18 protein-coding genes are annotated in these 21,194 nt (G+C 67.1%); 13 read left to right on the forward strand and 5 right to left on the reverse strand.

The genetic code is table 11. The features are described from left to right. Window positions 1-3: 3 nt before the first annotated feature. Entirely contained in the window at window positions 4-1,344 is a 1,341-nt protein-coding gene (ggh, locus tag CQY20_RS12170; RefSeq protein WP_097940408.1) for a glucosylglycerate hydrolase, read from the reverse strand. A 34-nt stretch (window positions 1,345-1,378) separates the two neighbouring features. Between ggh and CQY20_RS12175 the strand changes: the two genes are divergently transcribed. Together CQY20_RS12175 and CQY20_RS12180 are read left to right on the forward strand one after the other, a co-directional pair. Beyond that, window positions 1,379-2,047 carry an SDR family oxidoreductase gene (locus CQY20_RS12175; RefSeq protein WP_097940346.1) on the forward strand — a complete coding sequence of 223 codons (669 nt, stop codon included), beginning with the start codon at window positions 1,379-1,381 and terminating at the stop codon, window positions 2,045-2,047. Window positions 2,048-2,069: 22 nt separating this feature from the next. Further along, window positions 2,070-2,435 (forward strand): ester cyclase, encoded by a 366-nt coding sequence (locus CQY20_RS12180; RefSeq protein ID WP_234816215.1) that lies wholly within the window; start codon window positions 2,070-2,072, stop codon window positions 2,433-2,435. Window positions 2,436-2,483: 48 nt separating this feature from the next. Here the strand turns inward: CQY20_RS12180 and leuS are convergent, their stop codons facing one another. Continuing rightward, window positions 2,484-5,360 carry a leucine--tRNA ligase gene (gene leuS, locus CQY20_RS12185; protein ID WP_097940348.1) on the reverse strand — a complete coding sequence of 959 codons (2,877 nt, stop codon included), beginning with the start codon at window positions 5,358-5,360 and terminating at the stop codon, window positions 2,484-2,486. 199 nt (window positions 5,361-5,559) lie between these two features. Between leuS and CQY20_RS12190 the strand changes: the two genes are divergently transcribed. Then, complete coding sequence (locus CQY20_RS12190; RefSeq protein WP_097940349.1) at window positions 5,560-6,546, forward strand: LpqN/LpqT family lipoprotein; 987 nt, start codon at window positions 5,560-5,562, stop codon at window positions 6,544-6,546. Between the two features lie 33 nt (window positions 6,547-6,579). After that, window positions 6,580-6,942 carry a hypothetical protein gene (locus CQY20_RS12195; RefSeq protein WP_097940350.1) on the forward strand — a complete coding sequence of 121 codons (363 nt, stop codon included), beginning with the start codon at window positions 6,580-6,582 and terminating at the stop codon, window positions 6,940-6,942. A gap of 11 nt (window positions 6,943-6,953) precedes the next feature. Here CQY20_RS12195 and CQY20_RS12200 read toward each other — a convergent pair whose 3' ends face one another. After that, window positions 6,954-7,559 (reverse strand): YqgE/AlgH family protein, encoded by a 606-nt coding sequence (locus tag CQY20_RS12200; RefSeq protein ID WP_097940351.1) that lies wholly within the window; start codon window positions 7,557-7,559, stop codon window positions 6,954-6,956. Window positions 7,560-7,637: 78 nt separating this feature from the next. On the opposite strand from CQY20_RS12200, the gene CQY20_RS12205 reads away from it, so the two are divergent. From CQY20_RS12205 to CQY20_RS12240, 9 genes are all read left to right on the forward strand, one after another. After that, entirely contained in the window at window positions 7,638-8,939 is a 1,302-nt protein-coding gene (locus CQY20_RS12205; protein ID WP_097940352.1) for an MFS transporter, read from the forward strand. 10 nt (window positions 8,940-8,949) lie between these two features. Beyond that, window positions 8,950-9,723: a TIGR03084 family metal-binding protein gene (locus CQY20_RS12210; protein ID WP_097940353.1), complete on the forward strand. Its 774-nt coding sequence runs from the start codon at window positions 8,950-8,952 to the stop codon at window positions 9,721-9,723. Between the two features lie 62 nt (window positions 9,724-9,785). After that, on the forward strand, window positions 9,786-12,407 hold the full coding sequence (locus CQY20_RS12215; RefSeq protein ID WP_163701051.1) for a LuxR C-terminal-related transcriptional regulator: 2,622 nt from the start codon (window positions 9,786-9,788) through the stop codon (window positions 12,405-12,407). A gap of 45 nt (window positions 12,408-12,452) precedes the next feature. After that, window positions 12,453-12,653, forward strand: a complete 201-nt coding sequence (locus tag CQY20_RS12220; RefSeq protein WP_133119063.1) for a hypothetical protein — start codon at window positions 12,453-12,455, stop codon at window positions 12,651-12,653. Window positions 12,654-13,100: 447 nt separating this feature from the next. After that, window positions 13,101-13,862, forward strand: coding sequence for a hypothetical protein (locus tag CQY20_RS12225; RefSeq protein WP_133119064.1), 762 nt, complete (start codon window positions 13,101-13,103; stop codon window positions 13,860-13,862). 45 nt (window positions 13,863-13,907) lie between these two features. Continuing rightward, window positions 13,908-14,759, forward strand: a complete 852-nt coding sequence (locus CQY20_RS34480; RefSeq protein ID WP_133119065.1) for a hypothetical protein — start codon at window positions 13,908-13,910, stop codon at window positions 14,757-14,759. Window positions 14,760-14,778: 19 nt separating this feature from the next. After that, window positions 14,779-15,543, forward strand: coding sequence for an SH3 domain-containing protein (locus tag CQY20_RS12230; RefSeq protein WP_097940357.1), 765 nt, complete (start codon window positions 14,779-14,781; stop codon window positions 15,541-15,543). A 213-nt stretch (window positions 15,544-15,756) separates the two neighbouring features. Then, window positions 15,757-17,124: an adenylate/guanylate cyclase domain-containing protein gene (locus tag CQY20_RS12235; RefSeq protein WP_163701047.1), complete on the forward strand. Its 1,368-nt coding sequence runs from the start codon at window positions 15,757-15,759 to the stop codon at window positions 17,122-17,124. Window positions 17,125-17,191: 67 nt separating this feature from the next. Beyond that, complete coding sequence (locus CQY20_RS12240; RefSeq protein ID WP_097940359.1) at window positions 17,192-19,093, forward strand: ATP-binding protein; 1,902 nt, start codon at window positions 17,192-17,194, stop codon at window positions 19,091-19,093. Here the strand turns inward: CQY20_RS12240 and CQY20_RS12245 are convergent. Both CQY20_RS12245 and CQY20_RS12250 read right to left on the reverse strand, forming a co-directional pair. Next, the gene (locus CQY20_RS12245) at window positions 19,088-19,570 is read right to left on the reverse strand and encodes a pullulanase (protein WP_097940409.1); all 483 of its coding nucleotides are present in this window, start codon (window positions 19,568-19,570) and stop codon (window positions 19,088-19,090) included. The two genes, CQY20_RS12240 and CQY20_RS12245, sit on opposite strands and share 6 nt — an antisense overlap. 165 nt (window positions 19,571-19,735) lie before the next feature. Beyond that, window positions 19,736-21,169, reverse strand: a complete 1,434-nt coding sequence (locus tag CQY20_RS12250) for a CCA tRNA nucleotidyltransferase (RefSeq protein WP_097940360.1) — start codon at window positions 21,167-21,169, stop codon at window positions 19,736-19,738. Window positions 21,170-21,194: the final 25 nt, after the last annotated feature.

The raw sequence follows: 21,194 nt of genomic DNA on the forward strand, positions 1-21,194 counted from the left end.
CGGTTAGCCCAGCCAGTCCAGTACGGCCGCCGCGGTCCACGACTGCTGCATGCTGCCGAGCGGCTCCCCGGTGAACGGCTCGTAGTACTCGGCGAACGTGCCGTCGCTGGCCTGCCGCAGGCCTTCTCGTCGCAGCATCGCCGAGCGCTCCGCCCAGCCGCGGCGGGCGAACGCCCAGGAGAACAGCCACGTCATCACGGGCCACACCGGTCCGCGCCAATACTCGCGCGGCCGGAAGTCCCGCGACACCGGTGACGTCGACGGGATCAGCGCGAACTTCAGGTCCGGATGTCCGCAGAACCGCGGCCCCTCCAACCGCTGCAGCAGCGCGCGCTCCTTGTTGTGGGGCAGGCCGCCGCACAGCAGCGGGGCGAACTGCGCGACGGTTTCGGTCGCGATCGGCTTGTCGGCGCGCAGATCGTAATCCCTTGCCGCGCCGGTCCTTTCGTCGGTTGTTTCGATGACGCCTGCGCGGAACCGGTCCGCCCACGCGTACAGGTCCCTGACGTCGGTGTGCGGCCGCTTGTAGTCCTCGCCGATCTCGGCCAGCACCGTGCACGCCACCGACAGGATGGCCGAGGCGAACACGTCCTCGACGGCGAAGCTCATCACCTTCGGCAGCAGCTCGTCGTCGTAGCGCGCCGACTTCATCTCCTCGACCAGCCACAGGTAGCGGTCGTACTCCAGGTCCGACGGCCGCTGGCTGGGGTCGGTGATGATGGTGTTGTCCTCGCGATGGTATTCGGGCACGTTGCCGGGAATCACGTTGGCGTAGGCGCTATCCCAGCGCGGCGAGTTGTCCATGCCGGACTCCCAGCCGTGATAGAGCGTGACGCGGCCGTGCTCCTTCGGGTCGCGCGCCTCAGCCAGCCAGCGGTGCCAGCGCACCAGGTCGTCCCAGCGGCGGTCGAGAAACGCCTCGGCGACCGCGCGGGTCGAGCGGCCGCGATACCGGGCGCGGTCGAGGATGCGCTGCACCGCGATCGCGTGCACCGGCGGCTGCGTGATGCCCGAGGTGTGCCGGTTGCGCTGGGCGTTGGCGGCCAGCGCCGAGCACGCCCACCGGGCCGGGCCGGGGAAATAGCCGTCGACGCCGTTGGCGAAGACGATGTGCGGGATCATCCCGTTGGACCACTGCGCCGACAGCAGCGTGTCGAGTTCGACGACGGCACGCTCCACGCTCAACGGGGCCAGGCCGATGGCCACGAATGCGGCGTCCCAGCTCCACATATGCGGATATAGCAGCGGGGCCGCGGTCGTCATAACGCCCAGGTCATTGCCGCGAAGCAGGTACGCAGCGCGCGCGGCGAGCTGCGTCGGAGCGAAGCTGGGATCCGGGGCCATCGCCTCAATGATCTCAGTCGGTAGGGTGACCGGCATGCCGACCGCCTTCATCACCGGACCTGCGGGTGGGCTCGGCTCGGCGATCGCCGATGCGCTTGCACCCACTCACACGCTGTTTCTCGGCGGCCGACCGTCGGCCCGACTCGACGAGCTGGCCGCCCGCCTGGGGGCGACGACGTGGCCGCTGGATCTGGCCGACACCGACTCGATTCCCACCGTGGTGGAGCCGATCGACGAGCTCGACGTGCTCATCCACAATGCGGGCGCCTCTTTCCCCGGCCGCGTCGCGGAATCCACCGTCGACGAGTGGCGCACCACGATGGAAGTCAATGTCATTGGCGCAGTGGCGCTTACGCTGGCGCTGCTGCCGGCGCTGCGCGCCGCCCGCGGGCACGTGGTGTTCATCAACTCCGGCGCGGGGCTTCGAGCGTCGCCGGGTCTGGCGTCGTACACGGCGAGCAAGTTCGCGCTGCGCGGCTTCGCCGACTCGCTGCGCGACGACGAACCGGCGCTGCGGGTCACGTCGATTCACCCCGGCCGCATCGCGACGCCGATGCAGGAGGAACTGGTCGCCTACGAGGGCGGCCAATACGACCCGTCGCGGCTCCTGAGCCCCGAGACCGTCGCCAAGTTTGTCGCCGGCGCCGTCAACGCGCCGCCCGACGCCCACGTCCGCGAAATCATCATCCGCCCCCGCCGCTGATTTGCGATTTCGGCGCGCAAACGTGCGCTCAGCGCCGTTTAGCGCGCCAAAATCACGGCCCGACGCGAAATTCACCGCCCAGACCGACGCGCTGGCCGATATCGGCAGCCTCGAGGCGTACACCGAATGGATGAAGAACCTGTTGACGCCGCTGCCCGACGGGACCGCCGAGGTGCGGTCGTTCGCCGTCGACGAAGACCGCCACAACGTCGCGGTGCACGGCGTCTTCCGCGGCACCCACACCGGTGAAGGCGGACCCGTGCCGCCGACGGGTAGATCCGCGGCCGCCGACTACGTCTACGTGATGGACTTCGACGGCGACAAAATCGCGCACATGACGACGATCTGGAACGACACCTTCACCCTGTGCCAGCTCGGCTGGACGTGATTTCGGCGCGCAAACGTGCGCGTAGCGCCGTTTAGCGCGCCGAAATCGCTAAACGACCAGGTTCACCAGGCGACCGGCGACGACGATCACCTTCTTCGGCTTGGCGCCGTTGATGAAGGCCTGCACCTTCTCGTCGGCCAGCGCGGCGGCCTCCAGCATGTCGGCGTCGGCGTCGACGGGAACGGTGATGTGACCGCGCACCTTGCCGTTGACCTGCACCGGGTACTCGACGGTGTCGACGGTCAGGTACTTCTCGTCGGCGACGGGGAACGGGCCGTGCGCCAGCGACTTGTCGTGGCCCAACCGCTTCCACAGCTCCTCGGCCAGATGCGGCGCCAGCGGCGCGACCATCAGCACCAGCGGCTCGACCGCGGCGCGCGGCACTCCCCCGCCGTAATGCTTCGTCAGGTGGTTGGTGTATTCGATCAGCTTGGCCGCGGCGGTGTTATTGCGAAGCGACGCATAGTCTTCCGACACCCCCGCGATGGTGCGGTGCAGTGCGCGCAGCGTCTCCTCGTCCGGCTCGTCGTCGCTGACCCGCAGCCCGCCGGTCTGCTCGTCGACGACAAGCCGCCACACCCGCTGCAGGAACCGGTACGCGCCGACGACGTCCTTCGTGGCCCACGGCCGCGACGCCTCCAGCGGGCCCATCGACATCTCGTAGACCCGCAAGGTGTCCGCGCCGTAGTTGTCGCAGATCTCGTCCGGCGACACCGAGTTCTTCAGGCTCTTGCCGATCTTGCCGAACTCCTGCTTGACCTCGATCTCGCCGTCGGGACCCGGCCAGTAGAACCTGCCGTCGCGCTCAATGACTTCCGCGGCGGGCACATACGAGCCGCGCGGATCGGTGTAGGCGTGCGCCTGGATGTAGCCCTGATTCACCAACCGCCGGTACGGCTCCCGCGACGACACATGCCCCAGGTCGTAGAGCACCTTGTGCCAGAACCGCGAGTAGAGCAGGTGCAGCACCGCATGCTCGACGCCGCCGACGTAGAGGTCGACGCCGCCCGGATCGTCCGGGCCGTGAATCTCTGGCCGCGGCCCCATCCAGTAGGCCTCGTTCTCCTTGTCGCACATCGCTTCCGAGTTGTGCGGATCGGTGTAGCGCAGCTCGTACCACGAGCTGCCTGCCCACTGCGGCATGACGTTGGTGTCGCGGGTGTAGGTCTTCAACCCGTCGCCGAGATCGAGTTGCACCTTCACCCAGTCGGTCGCCTTGTTCAGCGGCGGCGACGGCTCGCTGTCGGCGTCGTCAGGATCGAACAGCACCGGCGAGTAGTCCGGCATGTCCGGAAGTTCAACCGGCAGTTCCGATTCGGGTAGCGGATGCGGACGGCCGTCCTCGTCGTAGACGATGGGGAACGGCTCTCCCCAGTACCGCTGCCTGGCGAACAGCCAGTCCCGCAGCTTGTATTCGACGCGCGCCTGCCCGACGCCGTCGGCCTCCAGTCGCGCAGTGATGGCCTCCTTGGCCGACTCCACGCTCAGGCCGTTGAGGTAGTCGGAGTTCACCAGTTCCCCGTCGCCTGTGAACGCGGACTGTGAGATGTCGCCTCCGGCAATCACTTCGACGATCGGCAGGCCGAAGGCGTGCGCGAACTCCCAGTCGCGTTGGTCGTGCGCGGGCACCGCCATGATGGCGCCGGTGCCGTAACCGGACAGCACGTAGTCGGCGATGAACACCGGAACCTTCTGCCCGTTGGCCGGATTGGTGGCGTAGGAGCCCAGGAACACCCCGGTCTTGCTCTTCGCCTCCTGCCGTTCCAGGTCGGACTTGGCCGCGATCGAGCGCCGGTAGGCGGTGACCGCCTCGGCGGGCGTGTCCGCGCCGAACGTCCAGCGCGGGTCGACGCCTTCCGGCCACTGCGCCGCGGTGAGCTTCTTTACGAGCGGATGCTCCGGCGCGAGCACCATGTACGTCGCACCGAACAGCGTGTCCGGGCGGGTGGTGAACACCTCGATGTCACCGGCGTCGGTGCCGAACAGCACACTGGCGCCGGTGGACCGGCCGATCCAGTTGCGCTGCATGGTCTTGACCTTCTCCGGCCAGTCCAGCACGTCGAGGTCCTCGAGCAACCGGTCGGAGTATGCCGTGATGCGCATCATCCACTGCCGCAGCCTCTTTCGGAACACCGGGAAGTTGCCGCGGTCGCTGCGCCCGTCGGAGGTGACCTCTTCGTTGGCCAGCACGGTGCCCAACCCGGGACACCAGTTGACCATCGAGTCGGCCTGATACACCAAGCGGTAGGAGTCGATGACGTCAGCGCGCTCGCCGGCCGACATCTCCGACCACTGCCTGCCGTCGTCGAGTTGACGCTTGCCGGAGTCGAATTCGGCGATCAACTCGTCGATGTGGCGGGCCTTGTTCTGATCCTTGTCGAACCAGGCGTTGTAGATCTGCAGGAAGATCCACTGCGTCCACTTGTAGAAGTCGACGTCGGTGGTGGAGAAGCTGCGTCGGGCGTCGTGGCCAAGCCCCAACCGGCCCAGCTGGCGACGGAAGTTGACGATGTTGGCCTCGGTGCGGATCCGCGGGTGCGTGCCGGTCTGGATCGCGTACTGCTCGGCGGGCAGGCCGAATGCGTCAAAGCCCAACGCGTGCAACACGTTGCGGCCCAACATTCGGAAGTAGCGGGCGTAGACGTCGGTCGCGATGTAGCCCAGCGGGTGCCCGACATGCAGCCCCTCACCCGACGGGTAGGGGAACATGTCCTGGACGAACATCTTGTCGGCAGGCACAGGCGTGCCGTCCGGCGGCGCCAGCGAACCCACCGGGTTGGGCACGTTGAAGGTGCCCTGCTCCGCCCACGTCTGCTGCCAAGCGCGCTCGATCTCCCCGGCCAGCTTCGCGGTGTAGCGGTATGGCGGGGTGTCGGCTCCGGCGTCCTGCGCCTCGGCGGCGTGGGTGACCGACTCATTGCTCACGTGAACAGGGTAAAGGCTGCCGCGTTGCGGTCCGTCGGCCACGGTGAGGTATCGGTTGCATTGCGGAGCGGTCAGAGGTTCATTCCAGGTCGATTCCAGCTCTGGTGGTGCGCTCCGAGCAGGGGTTACGGTCGGCGCCTGACCACGGGCATGCCGTTGCCCCAGGCAGTCGGAAAGGATTTTGGGGAGGAATCGGGCGATGATCGAAAATGCCCGCCGCTGGCGGATTCTGGCAGGCGGTTTCGCCGCGGGCATGGCCGGCGTGCTGAGTGTGACCGGCGCCACGGCGGCCGCCGACCCGCTGTACCCGATGCCGCCGCAGCCCGGACCCGTCGTCGCGCAGGGCGTGCCCGCCGTCCAACCCGGCGCCACCGCCCTCATGCCCGGCGCCGCGGCCGCGGCCCAGTCCCAGCGCCAACTCGCCCTCGCCCCCGCGGCGCCGCCTCTCCACCCCGCACAGGCCGGCCCTGCCCTTCAGCCCCTGCAGGTCGGGCCCGCTGGTCAGCCCGGGCAGACCGCGCAGGTGACCGGACAGCCCGCGCAGTCGGTGCCCGGGGCCGGGATGCTGCCTGTGGCCGCGGCCGCGCCGGAGCCGGTGCCCGCGACCTCACAGACGCTCGTCGACTTCCTCAAGGAAAAGGGCGTCAAGCTCGAGCCGCAGGTGGCCCGTGACTTCAAGGCGCTCAACATCGTGCTGCCCATGCCGCCCGGCTGGTCGCACGTACCGGACCCGAACGTGCCCGACGCGTTCGCGGTGATCGCCGACCGCGCGGGCGTCGACCCGCTCTACACCTCGAACGCGGCACTGGTCGTCTACAAGCTCGTCGGCGGCGACTTCGACCCGAAGGAGGCCATCACCCACGGATTCATCGATTCCCAGCAGCTGACGGCATGGCGCACCACGAACGCGTCGCTGGCCGACTTCGGCGGCATGCCGTCAGCTCGAATCGAGGGCACCTACCGCGAGAACAACATGACGCTGAACACCTGGCGTCGGCACACAATTGCGACCGCGGGCCCCGACAAATACCTGGTGACGCTTGCGGTGACGACGAGCGCCAGTGAGGCCGTCGCGGCGGCCGACGACACCGACGCCATCACAAACGGGTTCAGGATCAACCCCGTCGGCGCACCGGCTGCCGCACCGCGCGCCGCACCCGTCGCGGCGCCGGCACCGCCCCGGTAGCGCGTCGCCGGCGGCGCCTCGTAAGGTAGCCGCATGCTTTTCGCCGCGGTGGGTTGCCTCTGCGCCGCCGCAGCGACCGCCGCACTCGGCGGGCGGACGCTGTTGCGGCCGCGCTCCAACGATCTTGTCCAGCAGGTACTTCGCGCCGTCGCGCCGACTCAGTTCGCCGCCGCCGCGATGTTGACGGTGGCGGGCGTGGTGGCGCTGGCCGCACCCCGGCCAACGGGTGTGGTCGTGCTCATCGTCTGCGTCGTCGGCGCCGCCGCCACGATCGGCGCCGGATGCTGGCAAAGCGCCAAGTTCGTCGCGCGGACACAGGCGGCGTCGGCGTGCGGCACCGCGTCGGACGGTTGTGGGGGCGGCGCATGCGCCACCTGCACGCTGTCGCGGACCTGACCGAGTCCTGACTAGTTCCTGCTGATGTCGATCGGGTGGGTCGCCAGCAGCGACAGCGGCAGCGGTTGACGGCGAAGCACCCTGCCCCAGAGGTCCACCCGCGGCTCGGCCAGCACGTCGGACGGCAAAGCGGACAACACGATCCAGTCGTCGCGCTCGATCTCGCCTTCCAACTGGCCGATGGTCCAGCCCGAATAGCCGGCGAAGATGCGCACCCCCTCGACCAACGGCGCGATCGTTTCCGGATCGGCGTCCAGGTCGACCATCACCATCCGGCCCTGCACATGGCGGATGCCCGGCACTCCGGCCGGGTCGGTGCCCACCCGCAGCGTCCCCAGACACAGCGCGGCGTCACGCTTCACCGGGCCGCCGATGAACATCGTCTTCGGCTTGGTGGCCAGCTTCGCCCACTGCGGCAGCACGTTGTACACCGCGGTCTCGCTGGGTCGGTTCAGCACCACACCGAGCGTGCCGCCGTCGTTGTGCTCGACGATGTAGATGACACTGCGCCGGAACGTCGGCTCGAGCAGATCGGTGTTGGCAAGCAGCAGCGTTCCGGCCCGCACTCGGTGCGCGGTCGGGGCGACAAAGTCTTCCGGATCTTCTGACTGCGCCACTCCACCATCATGGCACCAGCGAACGGTCAAGGTGGCGAACAATCGCGGCCCGCCGAGATATTTGTACTGTGACTTCCTGTGGTTGATGCTCACGCACCGGTAGCGCTCTGGCGATCGGTGCGTGGGCTCCCCCAATTCTGGCGTCTGCTCAAACTGCGGACCGCGAGCCAATTCGGCGACGGGCTGTTTCAGGCCGGTCTGGCGGGCGGGCTGCTGTTCAACACCGAACGTGCCGCGGGCCCATGGCAAATCGCCGCGGCGTTCACCGTTCTCTACCTGCCGTACTCCGTCCTCGGCCCGTTCGCGGGGGCGTTACTCGACCGGTGGGACAGGCGCGTGGTGTTCATCGCCGCGAACTCCGCACGCCTTGTGCTGGTGCTGGCGATCGCCGCGCTGCTGGCGGCGGGCGCGAGCGACTTGACCATCCTGCTCGGGGCGCTGATCGTCAACGGCTTCACCCGGTTCGTCTCCTCCGGCCTTTCCGCCGCGCTGCCCGACGTGGTGCCCCGCGGCCGAGTGGTCACGATGAACTCCGTCGCGACGGCGACGGGCGGCGCCGCGGCGTTCCTCGGTGCGGCCTTCATGCTGGGGCCGCGCGAGATCTTCGGCGCGGACGACACCGGTGCTGCGGCAATCATTTCCATCGTCGTCATCCCGGTGGCGTTGGCGCTGCTGCTGTCGCTGCGCTTCCCGCCGGAGGTGCTCGGACCGCATGTCAGCAAGCGTGCCATCCACGGGTCGGTGGCCTACACGGTGGCGATGGGGTGGCTGCACGGTGCACGCACCGCGCTCGCGGTCCGCACGGTCACCGGCACGCTGGCCGGCTTGGCGTCCTATCGGATGGCGCTCGGTGTCAACACGATGCTGGTGCTAGTCATGGTGCGGCACACCGACACTCAGGGCGTCGGGGGCCTGGCCACGTCGGCGCTGTTTCTCTTCGCGGGCGGCGCGGGCTCCTTTCTGGCGAACATCATCACGCCGAGTGTGGTCGGCCGGTGGGGTCGATACCGCACCGCCAACACCGCACTGCTGGCCGCCGCGTTGATCCAGTTGGGCGCGGTCGGCCTGCACATGCCGGTGATGATGGTGTGCGGGTTCCTCATCGGCGTCGCGGGCCAGGTGGTCAAGCTGTGCGCCGACAACGCCATGCAGATCGACGTCGACGACGCCTTGCGCGGGCACGTGTTCGCCGTGCAGGACGCGCTGTTCTGGATGTCGTTTCTCGTCGCGATCACCGCCGCCGCGACCCTCATCCCCGCCGACGGGCGCTCACCCGGGCTGGTGCTCGCCGGCTCCGTCATCTTCCTGGCCGGCCTGGCGGTGCATGCTCGTCTCGCCCGCCCGGACCAGGCCCGCGGCTCCCACGGCTCTCACGGCTAAGGTTGCCGCCATGGCGACAGCGGCCCCCATCGTCGACGACCTCCGCGCCGAGAGCGACGAGCTCGACGCACTGGTCGCAGAGTTACCCGCCCAGCAGTGGGCCACCCCGACGCCCGCGCCGCGGTGGACGATCGCCCATCAGATCGCCCACCTGCTGTGGACCGACCGGGTCGCGCTGCTTTCGGTGAACGACGAAGCCGGCTTCACCGAGGTGCTCGGTGCTGCCGCTGCCGACCCTGCCGGCTTCGTCGACCGCGGCGCCGACGAACTGGCCGCCACCGCACCGGCGGAGTTGCTCGCCGACTGGCGTCGCACCCGACACGAACTGCACGACGCGCTGCTGAGGGTGCCCGACGACCGTAAGCTGCCGTGGTTCGGTCCGCCGATGAGCGCCGCGTCGATGGCCACCGCCCGATTGATGGAGACGTGGGCGCACGGGCTCGACGTCGCCGACGCGCTGGGTGTGCGGCGGCCTGCGACGGCCCGGCTGCGTTCGGTCGCGCATATCGGTGTGCGCACGCGCGACTACGCGTTCGCGATCAATGGCCTTGAACCGCCGAAGGATTCGTTCCGCGTCGAGTTGCGGGCACCCGACGGCTCGCTGTGGGCGTGGGGGCCCGATGACGCCCCGCAACGGGTGACCGGCTCGGCGGAGGATTTCTGCATGCTGGTGACCCAGCGCAGGCCGCGCGCCGAACTCGACGTCTCGGCCGTCGGCCAGGACGCGCAGCAATGGCTGGCCATCGCGCAGGCGTTCGCGGGCCCGCCGGGTCCGGGCCGCTGAACAACTTGATTGCCGCCGCTGAATCCCCGCGGGGAAGGCATCGAGCAAACTACACTCCTGGGGTGCGCGCCGGCTGGCCGCTTGTCGGGCGAGACGAAGAATTGCGGTTCGTCTCCAAGGCGATCGCGAACCCGGGCGGCACCGGAGGTCTGGTCCTTGCCGGCGCTGCGGGTGTCGGGAAGACCAGGCTCGCGCGTGAGGCGCTGTCAGTCGCTCAGCGTCAGGGCCGCCGCTGTCACTGGATCGCCGCAACGGCGTCGGCGCGCTCCGTGCCGCTCGGCGCGTTCGCGGAGTTCGCCACCGATTTCGGTCCCGATCCGCTGCGGCGCGTGCTGGAGGTCGTCGGCAAGCTCGTGGCCGACAGCGCTCCCATGACCGTCGTCGTCGGCATCGACGACGCCCATCTGCTCGACGAGCAATCCGCGTTCGTCGTTCAGCAGCTTGTCCAACGACGAGCCGCCACAGTCGTTCTCACCCACCGATCGGGCGAGGTTGCGCCGGACGCCATCAGCTCTTTGTGGAAAGACGAGCGGCTGCCACGCATGGACCTGCAACCGTTGTCGACAGAAGAGGTGGCCGAACTCCTGACCAGGGTTCTCGACGGCGAGGTCGAGGCGCTCAGCGCGGAACAGCTGTGGCGCTACACCAACGGCAACGTGCTCTACCTCCGCCAACTCACCACGGACGAGGCCGAAGCCGGACGGTTGGCAAACCGGTCGGGCGTGTGGGTGTGGGACGCAAACCCCGACATGTCACCAACCCTGCTCGAACTCATCGAATCGACCATCGGCCGTCAGTCGAAGCCGGTCATCGAAGTCCTCGACATCGTCAGTTTGGCCGAGCCGGTGGAACTGCCCGTCCTGCTCAGTGTGGCCAGCTCAGCGGCGGTCGACACCGCTGTCGAACGCGGGCTCATCCGTATCGACACCGATGCACAGGTGGCTCGGCTGGCACACCCGATGTTCGGCGACGCACGTCGTGTCCGCGCTGGCCCTCTGCATCTCCTCGATCTCCGGCGCGGATTGGTCGAATCCATCGGGCGGCTGTGCGAACCGTCCCCGCAACAGACGATCCGGCGCGCCGTGCTTGTCATGGACTCGGCCGAGCCTCGCGACCCGGCGTTGCTCCGGGACGGCGCCCGTGCCGCGCTTGCGTTGTTGGACACCCGGCTGGCGGTCCGCCTCGCTCACTGCGCCACGCAGTCAAGCGGCGGTCGTGAAGCGGACTTCGACTACGCCTCGGCCCTGGCGATCGCCGGTCATGGACGCGAATGCGAACGCGAATTCTCGCGCCTCGCCGCAAGCGCTCCTTCGGCGGCCGAAGAGGCGCAGCTGGCGGTGATGCGAGCGGCGAACCTGGGGTTCAACCTCTACGACCCGGCGTCGGCAGAGCACGTCCTCGACAATGCGCAGGCGGTGGCCGGCTCATGCGGTCTGGACAACGCTTTCGCTGCGATACGGTCGGCGCTCCGGGCCGCAAGCGGGCAGGCGGCCTCAGCCGTCGACCTGGCGACGCCGTTGTTGGTGTCAGCGGAAGTGGCGGGGATGTCGCGAATGATGGCGACGTGGGGCCTGGTCTGGGGTCTGGCCGACCTCGGCGAAGTGGCGCGGGCCTCAGCGGCGGCCGCCGAGGGCTATGCCTTGGCGCGAACGACTTTCGATGCGTCGCATCTGCGCTTCGGGTTGGGCATGGGTCACGTGACTGCTCTGCGCTTGGCCGGCGAGGTGAAGCAGGCTAGAGCGACTGCGGAACTCTTGTGGCGCGACGCCCAAGACGAGGGCTCCCACATGATGTCCGCACTGCTGATGTGCTTCGCCGAACTCGCGGCCGGGAATCTGGCCGAGGCACAGCGCTGGGCCCGCGCGTCGGTCGCCAGGGCGAAGGATTACTCGGACGAGTCGCCGTCGTCACGCGAGATATGCGCCGACTTCCTCGCAACCGCGTTGGCCATGGCGGGCGAACTCGACGCCGCGCGGCAAGCGCTGAGTGAGCGTCCACGCAGGATTCCCGACGGATATCGATACTGGCACCCCGACCGGACTCTTGCCGAAGCGTGGATCGACGCGGCGGCCGGGGCCCCAAGCAAGGCGGCTCGCGCGGCGCTGACGGCCGCCGACGAGGCGCGATCCCTGGGCCGACCCGCACGGGAAGTCGTGTGCCTGCAGGCGGCCGCGCAGTTCGGTAACCCGTCTGGCGCCGAGAGACTTGCGCAACTGACTTCCGTTGTGGAGGGGCCGCGCGTGACAGCGGCCGCCGCGCACGCGCATGCTCTTGCTGAGCACGACGACGGCGGGCTTGTCGAGGCCTCGCGGCGGTACGAGGAATTCGGCGACCGGGTGGCCGCCGGCGATGCGGCCGCCCAGGCCGCGGCGATCTCGCGTAAGGGCGGCCACCGGGGTAGCGGGCTGACCGCCGCCGCGATCGCCGAGCGGTTGGCCCGCAAGTCCGGCGCCGACACTCCCGCGTTGCGCGCCTGTCGCGTGGAATCACCGTTGACCGATCGGCAGCGCGAAATCATCTCCCTGGCTGCGCAGGGATTGTCCAACCATGAGATCGCCGAACAACTGGTGCTCTCGGTCCGCACGGTCGAGGGACACATCTTCCAGGCGTCGCAGAAGGCCGGTGTCAACACCCGCGAAGAACTCATCGCACTGATGAACGGTCAGCCGCGCGGATTCGAGTAAGCCGCTACCTGTGCTGCGAGTTGCGCGGTGCCACATCGTGACCGTGTGGCCACCCAAGACGAACGCAACGCCGCGATGGATCGTCTTCCTCTGCCCTACTCGATCGCACTGCGGCTACGGACGGCCGGAATTCCGGACAACGTGATCGCCGAGTGTCTCGGCGTCGCGCCCGAAGCAGTAGGCACCCTGCTGCAGCTCGCCGAGGCCAAGTTGGCCGCGCAGGTCCACCGCGACGACGGTCGCTGACCGCACACGTGTTCGGACCGTCGAAAACGTCGCGTAGCCGACTACGTGATCCGTCGGGTCCCGCCGAACCTACGTTTCCGCACATCGCCGATGCGGCCCACGCCGGACGTGAGTGCGGCCGTCACGAGGAGATGGACTATGGCCGAGGATATTTCCGTCACGACGAGGCGCGGCGGCAACAGGCGTCTGACGCCGCCCACTGGGCTCGTCCGCTGGTTTGCCGCTGCCGTCGCGACTCTTGCCTTGGCGCTCTCAGGTGCTGGGAGCGCGGCCGCAGACGAGGAGTTCGAGCCGCCGAGCGAGATCCAAAACACCGGCCTGACGCCCGGGTGCCTCGTTGTGACATGGCGCCACTCGTCATCGGGTGTCTTCAAATTCACGGTGCAAGTAGACGATAGGCCGCCGATACCGGTTGATCCTGAACGGTTCGACAAGGAGATCTGTTCCTTGGAACCCGGAACCACCTATCACGTCGAGGTGTGCGCGCTGTTCGCCACCGAGAACGAAGACAGGGCGTGCACACAGGCGTCGCTGAGAACGGTCGACCGCGGGGTCGGCGAGATGCAGCCGAGCGGACCGCTGCCGATTCCGACGATCGACCAGCCAATTCCGCCGAGCATCAAGAACTTCGGGGTGGGATGGCGCGGCACATACGTCTACGACTACTTCATTGTGAACTACCGGCCGGAAGGCGGTCCAGTTGACCACAGAAAGCATGACGAAGACGGCTCCTGGGGCTGGCAGCCGTTCGACTGGCTGACCCCGGGCACCAAGTACTACTTCTCGGTGCGCGGGTGCAACTCTGGGATATTTGGCGATCCATGCTCGGGATGGTCGCCCGAAGCAAGTGTCGTCATCGAGCCCCTCTACGGGCCCGACACGTGCAAAGACGGCTTCGTGTGGCGCGATGCAGTCCCCGGCGACCACATTTGCGTCACCCCCGAACGGCGTCAGAAGGTGGCCGACGACTTCCACACCGCCAAATCCCGTGCAGCAGCACAGTCGCCGGCAGCGCACCTGGGTGACCCCAGATGCATCGCGAACCGGACACTGCCCGGCTGCTCCTCCATGGCCGCGCCCTCCTGCCTCGAAGGGTTCGTTCCGAGGGCTGTGCCTGGGGAGGACGTCCTAGTCTGCGTGACGCCACAGGAACGCGACCTCATCGCGCAGGAGAACGCCAACCCCAAGCAGAACCGCGTGCTGCAGTAGTAGCCGCGCACATCCGCCAGCCGCCGACCGGAAATCAGGAACCTCATGGCAATCTCGTTTATCACCCGACGATTTCGTTCTAGCGCCCCGACCGGCGTCGCCCTCGTCAGCCTGATCCTTATGGGCTGCTTATCATCTGAGCCGTCTGCGGCCGCCGAAGGGTGGCTCCCGACGGCACGCATGGACAACCTCCGGTTGGAGGGAAATACCGCGTACGTAACGTTCACAGACTATGCCGAGACCGAAAATGGCTATTACATAACACTGTTCGAACGCGACAACCGGGATCGCGTTGTCTTCCACGACTTCGACTCCGCTGGCGCTGTTCCCGGGACAAGACGCCAAGCCACGCGCACAGTCCCTGGTATCCCGGAAGGAGTTGCCCTCTGCGCGACGGTGCGCGCGTACCGGTGGACGGGTATCGAGGCTCCTTCACCGATCGTCGGGTTCGACTCGGCCGCTCGTTCGAGTGATATGTGTGCAGATCCTGCTTCCCCGCCATCGGACGTGGCGCTCGAGACCATCCGGGGTAACGCGACCCCGCGTCCTGGTTCTGCAGCCTATGTCCTGTCGCTGCGCAATTCTGGCGGCACCAACTCGATAGGGATCTCCGTCAGCGTCTCGACGTCTGGCGCTGCAACCCTGGGGGATCAGGCCCCGGTGGTAGGAAGCTGGAGCGCCAACGGCTTCAGTTGCGCGACCAGACCCCCATCTGGTTCAGAGACGTCGGCCATGACCTGCAGCGGCGGCCAACTCAAGCTGGGCGAACAGATCAATCCCGGGGTGATCGTGCAGTTGACACCGGGCCAAGGCGCCATTCACGCACAGGTCAGCAGCCGAACGACCGATACCAACTCCGGTAACAACGGTACGGCTCTGACGCTGAACGTCGGTTAGCAAGGAAAGAGTCCCTCTTATGTACATTCGCGAAATTGCCGACAGCGCAGTGTCATTCACTGCATCCCGCAGGAAGGCGATCCTGTCGATCGCGGTCGCCTCGTCGGCGATCGGCGCTCTATCGCTGCTCGCGCCGCCGCCAGCGCAGGCGCTGCCCCGCTGTAACCAATTCGGTTTTCCGGGCGATGTGCTGCTCAGACAGACGAACGGGTGGAGCGTGGCCTTCAGTTCCACCGGGACAACCGCAAGCGGGCCGGCTCATGCCACCGGTGATTCCGGCGCGACGATGGACGGCACCGTCAGCGGGAGCATCTTCAAGAATCGCAGGGTCAACCTGGTCATCAAATGGAACGGTGGCCCGACGGGTGAGTACACGGGTCAAGTCGGCGACGACTACCACATCAGTGGCGACACCGCCGGCGGGGGCACGCAGTCCAAATTCCGTTCGGTCTTTCCGATTTCGTGCCTGATACCCGCGGCGGCGGAGCCACCTCTCGAGGGGCCGCTACCAGCCGAACCCGCCCCGGCGCCGCCTCCTCCTCCGCGGGCGCCGCTACCGCCGGACTCCATGTCGAAGAGCGTCGTGGTGAACCAAGACACCGATGTCTACAACATCCCCGACGGGGACAACGGCACAGTGATAGGCGTGCTCGACGGCGGCGAAGGTCAGCGCGTCGGACTATACGGATGTGACGAGAACGGTTGGTGCCGAATCTCTTTCAAAGACGGGCCCAACGGTAAAGGATTTGTCTGGGGTGAGCATCTCGAGCGGCCCGGCCAGTAGAGCCCGTTGGCGGCGTCGACCCTGCCGTCCTTGAACGCTGTCGGTGATCCGCAGATCCCATGTGCCCTCGCCATCGTTGTCAGAAACAGCGTGGCGGGCACCGTGTTGCCGATACCGCTTCGCGGAAAAGCTGCGGTTCGGCGATATCGATCGTCACATTGGCGGACGATTGTCATGGCGATGGCGCAGGCAGGCTCCCGGGGAGGGGCAGCCATGGACTTCTACGCGGTGCTCGACGGAACCATCGAGCTGCTCAGACGGCACGGTCGCGTGTCCTACCGGGCGCTCAGGGAACAGTTCGGGCTCGATGATGCCCGGTTGGAGGCACTGCGCGCCGAGCTGCGCTACGCGTACACCGAGCGGATCAACGACGACGGGCACGGGCTCGTCTGGACTCCGGACCCTTCGCATCCATCCGAGGCCGAGCGACGCCAACTCACGGTGCTGTTCTGCGACCTCGTGGACTCGACGCCGTTGTTCGGGGAGCTCGACCCCGAAGATCTACGCGAGGTCATGCGCGACTACTACGACACATGCGGCAAGGTGATCACCCGTTTCGACGGCTACATCGCGCAATACCTCGGCGACGGGCTGCTCGTGTTCTTCGGCTATCCCCAGGCGCACGAGGATGACGCACAACGCGCGGTGCGCGCGGGTCTGGAGACCGTCAAGGCGGTCGCCCAGCTCAACACCGGCCTGAAACGTCGCTACGACGTGGAACTGTCGGTGCGTCTCGGCTGTCACACCGGGTTTGTCGTGGTCGGCGAGGTCGTCGGTGAGGAACGCCACGAACTGATGGCCATGGGCGACACGCCGAACATTGCGGCGCGCCTGCAGAGCGTCGCGCCACCCAACACGCTGGTGATCGGTGAACCGACGCATCACCTTCTCGGCGGCTACTTCAACGTCCGCTCTCTCGGCACACCACCGCTCAAAGGGGTCGCGACGCCACTCGAAGTGTTCGAAGTCCGTGGCGAAGGCGTCGCCCACACGCGCTTGGACGCGGCCGCCGGCCCGACTGGTCTTACGCCGCTGGTGGGACGCGCGGCCGAGCTGCAGTTGCTGCGAGACCGCTGGAACCACGTGCTCGACGGACGCGGCCAGGTGGTCCTCATCAGCGGAGAGGCCGGGATCGGCAAGTCGAGATTGGTTCATGCGCTCACCGAGCATGTAGCCGAACGCCAAGCGTGGCTGACCGCATGCCAAGGGTCGCCGTATCACCAGGGCACAGCGTTTTATCCGTTCATCGATCTGTTCGAAAGAGTGATCCTTCAATTCCGGCGGGCCCGCTCAGCCAACGAGACACTCGACAAGCTGCAGAGTTTCTTCCTCCGGAGCGGGGTGACGCTCGACGCCGAGTTGCCGGGCCTGTGTTCCTTGCTCTCGATTCCCACCGGCGTGACGGAGGCGTTCCAACAGTTGCCGTCGGACCAGCAGAAGAAGCAGTCGATGGAGGCGCTGCTGAGCATCGTTCGTCGCAGAGCAGAGCAACGTCCGGTGGTGTTTGTGGTCGAAGACCTCCACTGGGTGGATCCGACAACCATCGAGTTCCTCGGGCTTCTCGTCGACAACATTCGCTGACAAGCGCATACTCGCGGTCTTTACTTGCCGCCCGGAACTCCCTAACCCGTGGCCTGCACATCAGGCGTTGACCGAGCTGAGCCTCGCCCGGCTTCAAACCGAGGAGGCCGCCGAGTTGATCCGGCGGGTAGCGCAGGGCAACGTTCTGCCGGACGAGATCGTCGCCGACGTATTGACCAAAACCGATGGCGTGCCCCTGTTTATCGAGGAACTCACGAAAACCCTGCTCGAGTCGGGGCTTCTCGAACAGCGAGACGATCGCTATCAACTCGCGGGTCCACTGCCGCCGCTGGCCATCCCCGACACACTGCATGACTCCTTGATGGCACGTCTGGACCGGTTGTCGGCGACCAAGGCATTGGCACAGCTTGGCGCTGTGATCGGGCGCGAGTTCTCGTACCCGTTGTTGAAGGCGGTCTCGCCGTGGAATGAAGATCTCCTGCAGCAGGGGCTCGCTCAACTTGTCGGCGCGGAACTTCTGTATCAGCAAGGCGCGTTACCGCATGCGACCTACCGCTTCAAGCATGCGCTGATTCGCGACGCCGCGTATCAGTCGTTGCTGAAGAGAACGCGTCAGCAACACCACCAAAGGATCGCGGCTGCAATAGAATCGGCGGCACCCGAAGCCGTCGAGACGCAACCCGAACTGCTCGCGCATCACTACACGGAAGCTGGTCTCACAGAACGCGCCGTAACCTACTGGTACGCCGCCGCTACGCACGCACTTGGCCGGCACGCTAGTCAGGAGGCGATCAACCACGCCACTCGTGGCTTGGAATTGCTTGCTTCTCAGCCGGATACACGGGAACGTGGCGTACTTGAGCTCAAGCTCCAACAGGTGCTCGGCCCGTCTCTGAGCGTTCTAGCCGGGCCACTTGCACCAGAACGCGTTCACGCTCGGGCGTATGCGCTCGCGCGCGAGGTCGGGGATTTCGCAGCGCAATTCCCCGCTCTGTCCGGCCTCATCTATGCCAAGATTCTGCACGGCCAGATGCCGCAGGCGCGAGCTCTCGCTCGGGAGTACCTGGAACTCGCTGATTCTGAACATGACCCGCTGATATTCGCTGCGGGCCATTGGATGGCCGCCTACACCGCTTGGTGGCAGGGCGACGTAGTTTCTGCGCGTTATCACAGTCGCAAAGGCCTCGAGTTCTACGATCCCGATCAACGTCTCACGGGTATCGCTGTTTACAACCAGAACCCGGGAATCGTATGCGGATATGTCGGCGCGCTTGCCGAATGGGTACTCGGCCATCCAGCCGAGGCCGCCAAGGCCATGGCTCGAGTTGTTCGACACGCCATCGCCTTGGAGCACCCCTACAGCGTGGCAATCACCCGCCTCTTTTCGGCTCAGCTAGCCCAACTCCGGCGGGAGCCCGAAGCTGCGCGGATACAGGCCGAGGAGGCGTACAACAAGGGCGTCGAGATCGGTGCCCCAGCGCTGTCCCTTTGGTGTCTGCTACCGCGCGGCTGGGCTCTTGCCCAACAGGGCGACGTCACTGCGGGCATCGCCGACATCAAAGAAGCGATGGACCGCCGCCGGGCCTTCGGGATGCGGGCCGTCTGGCCGTGGTATCTGACGCTGTTGGCCGAGGCGTTCGGGCTTGCCGGAGAGGTGCACAAGGGCTTCGATGCAGTCGACGAGGCGCTGGAGTGGGTGCGACGCAACGATGAGCGGCTCTATGAGTCCGAGGCACACCGAATCAGGGGAGAACTCCTGCTTCGAAGCGAGGTATCAGATCCAGCGCAGGCGGAAGAGTGTTTCGAGCAAGCACTCCACGTTGCACGGGCTCAGCAGGCGAAATCCTGGGAGCTGCGGGCATCAACGAGTATGGCGCGCTTATGGTTCCGGCAGGGCAGACGGCACGACGCGCGCGATCTACTCACTTCCATCTATGGCTGGTTCACCGAAGGCTTCGACACTGCAGACCTCCAGGATGCCAAGGATCTCCTCGGGCAGCTGTCATGAAAGTCCGTTGGCGGCGTCGGCCCTGCCGTCCTTGTCGCTGTCGGTGAGCCGCAGATCCCACGTGCCGTCCCCGTCGGTGTCGGCGTAGGCGACGCCGTCGCCGAGCGCGCGATCGGCCAGCCCGTCGCTGTCGATGTCGACCAACCGCTCACCGGCCTGCCCGTCGCCGTCCAGGTCGACCATGGGTCCGCCGAACTGCTCGACACCGTCGAGCCCGAACCACCGCAGTTGCCCGCCGCGGTCCACGCTCACCGCCCAAGTGCCCGTCCCGTCGTCGGTGAAATAGCTCGTACCGTCGAGCACCGCATGATCGGCCATGCCGTCGCCATCGAAATCGGCCAGCGCGTCGTCGACGCTGCCGTCGCCATCCACATCCAGGCCGACGCCGTCGAGTGTGCCGTCGCCGTCGACGTCGATGTCCAGCGGCGCGGTCCACATCGTCGCCGACCCGTCACCGTCGGCAAGGCAGTAGTCCATGAACCATTCGACGCCGCCGGGCTGCGAGCGGTTCCATCGGCCGCGAGTGTGCGCGAACGCCGGTTTTTCCACGGCGTGTCGCCCGCAGACACGCCCGCTCGCCGGAAGAAGGGGGACCGCTCGCCAGAAGGGGGGCCCCGCCGAAACGGGACCGCTCGCCAGAAGTTACTGCTTAGAGCTCCACCACTTCTTCAACTCGGCGACGGCCTCGTCGTGCTCCAGCGGTCCGCGGTCCAGCCGCAGCTCCTTCAAATAGCGCCACGCCTCGCCGACCAACGGGCCCGGCGGAATGCCGAGGATCTCCATGATCTCGTTGCCGTCGAGGTCCGGGCGCACCTTCTTCAGGTCTTCCTTGGCGGCCAGTTCGGCGATCCGCTTCTCCAGGTCGTCGTAGCTGGCCTGCAGCCGCGCGGCGCGGCGCTTGTTGCGGGTGGTGCAGTCCGCGCGCACCAACTTGTGCAGCCGCGGGAGCAGGTGTCCGGCGTCGGTGACGTAGCGCCGCACGGCGGAGTCGGTCCACTTGCCGTCGCCGTACCCGTGGAACCGCAGGTGCAGATACACCAGCTGAGACACGTCGTCGATCATCTGCTTGGAGTACTTCAACGCCCGCATCCGCTTGCGGGCCATCTTGGCGCCGACCACCTCGTGGTGGTGAAAGCTCACCCCGCCGTTGGGCTCGTGCCGACGCGTAGCGGGCTTGCCGATGTCATGCAGCAGCGCCGCCCACCGCAGCACCAGATCGGGACTGTCCTCCAACTCGATGGCCTGCCGCAGCACCGTCAGCGAATGCTGATAGACGTCCTTGTGCTGATGGTGTTCGTCGATGGCCATCCGCATCGCGCCGATCTCCGGCAACACCACATCGCCCAAACCGGTCTGCACCATCAAGTCGATGCCGGCCGCCGGATCCGACCCGAGCAGCAGCTTGTCCAATTCGGCGGCGACGCGTTCGGCGGTGATGCGTTCGAGCTGACCCGCCATCGCGACCATCGCCTCACGCACCCGCGGGGCGACCGTGAAGCCGAGCTGCGACACGAACCGCGCCGCCCGCAGCATCCGCAGCGGGTCGTCACCGAACGACACCTCCGGAGCGGCAGGGGTGTCGAGCACCCGCGCCCGCAGGGCGTCCAAACCCCTTAGGGGATCATGGAATTCGGCCGGCCCGTCGGCGGTGACGCGGATCGCCATCGCGTTGACGGTGAAGTCGCGGCGCACCAGATCGTCGTCGAGGTTGTCGCCGTAACGCACCTGCGGGTGGCGCGACACCTGGTCGTAGGAGTCGGCGCGGAACGTGGTGATCTCCAAGCGATCCTCACCCTTGCCGACGCCGAGCGTGCCGTATTCGATGCCGGTGTCCCACAGCGCGTCGGCCCACGGCCGCAGGAATTTCTGCATCTGATCGGGCCGGGCGTCGGTGGTGAAGTCCAGATCGCCACCGAGGCGGCCCAGCAACGCGTCACGCACGCTGCCGCCCACGAGATACACCTCATGGCCCGCGTCAGCGAACAAGCGGCCGAGCTCGCGCAGCACATCCCGGTGGCGGTTCAACGCGCGTTGCGCAGCCGCCAGCAGTTCGACGTCAGCAGCTGAATCGGGCACGTCCGATGAGCCTAGTGGTCACGAC

The organism is Mycolicibacterium agri (assembly GCF_002553505.1).
Classification (GTDB): domain Bacteria; phylum Actinomycetota; class Actinomycetes; order Mycobacteriales; family Mycobacteriaceae; genus Mycobacterium; species Mycobacterium agri.

Bases quoted from the DNA above. Each gene is read 5' to 3' on its own strand.
- CQY20_RS12190 (WP_097940349.1), top strand. From the start codon at position 5,560: ATGATCGAAAATGCCCGCCGCTGGCGGATTCTGGCAGGCGGTTTCGCC.
- CQY20_RS12230 (WP_097940357.1), top strand. From the start codon at position 14,779: ATGTACATTCGCGAAATTGCCGACAGCGCAGTGTCATTCACTGCATCC.
- CQY20_RS12245 (WP_097940409.1), bottom strand. From the start codon at position 19,570: ATGGACTACTGCCTTGCCGACGGTGACGGGTCGGCGACGATGTGGACC.
- CQY20_RS12175 (WP_097940346.1), top strand. From the start codon at position 1,379: ATGCCGACCGCCTTCATCACCGGACCTGCGGGTGGGCTCGGCTCGGCG.
- CQY20_RS34480 (WP_133119065.1), top strand. From the start codon at position 13,908: ATGGCAATCTCGTTTATCACCCGACGATTTCGTTCTAGCGCCCCGACC.
- ggh (WP_097940408.1), bottom strand. From the start codon at position 1,344: ATGGCCCCGGATCCCAGCTTCGCTCCGACGCAGCTCGCCGCGCGCGCT.
- CQY20_RS12210 (WP_097940353.1), top strand. From the start codon at position 8,950: ATGGCGACAGCGGCCCCCATCGTCGACGACCTCCGCGCCGAGAGCGAC.
- CQY20_RS12235 (WP_163701047.1), top strand. From the start codon at position 15,757: ATGGACTTCTACGCGGTGCTCGACGGAACCATCGAGCTGCTCAGACGG.
- CQY20_RS12195 (WP_097940350.1), top strand. From the start codon at position 6,580: ATGCTTTTCGCCGCGGTGGGTTGCCTCTGCGCCGCCGCAGCGACCGCC.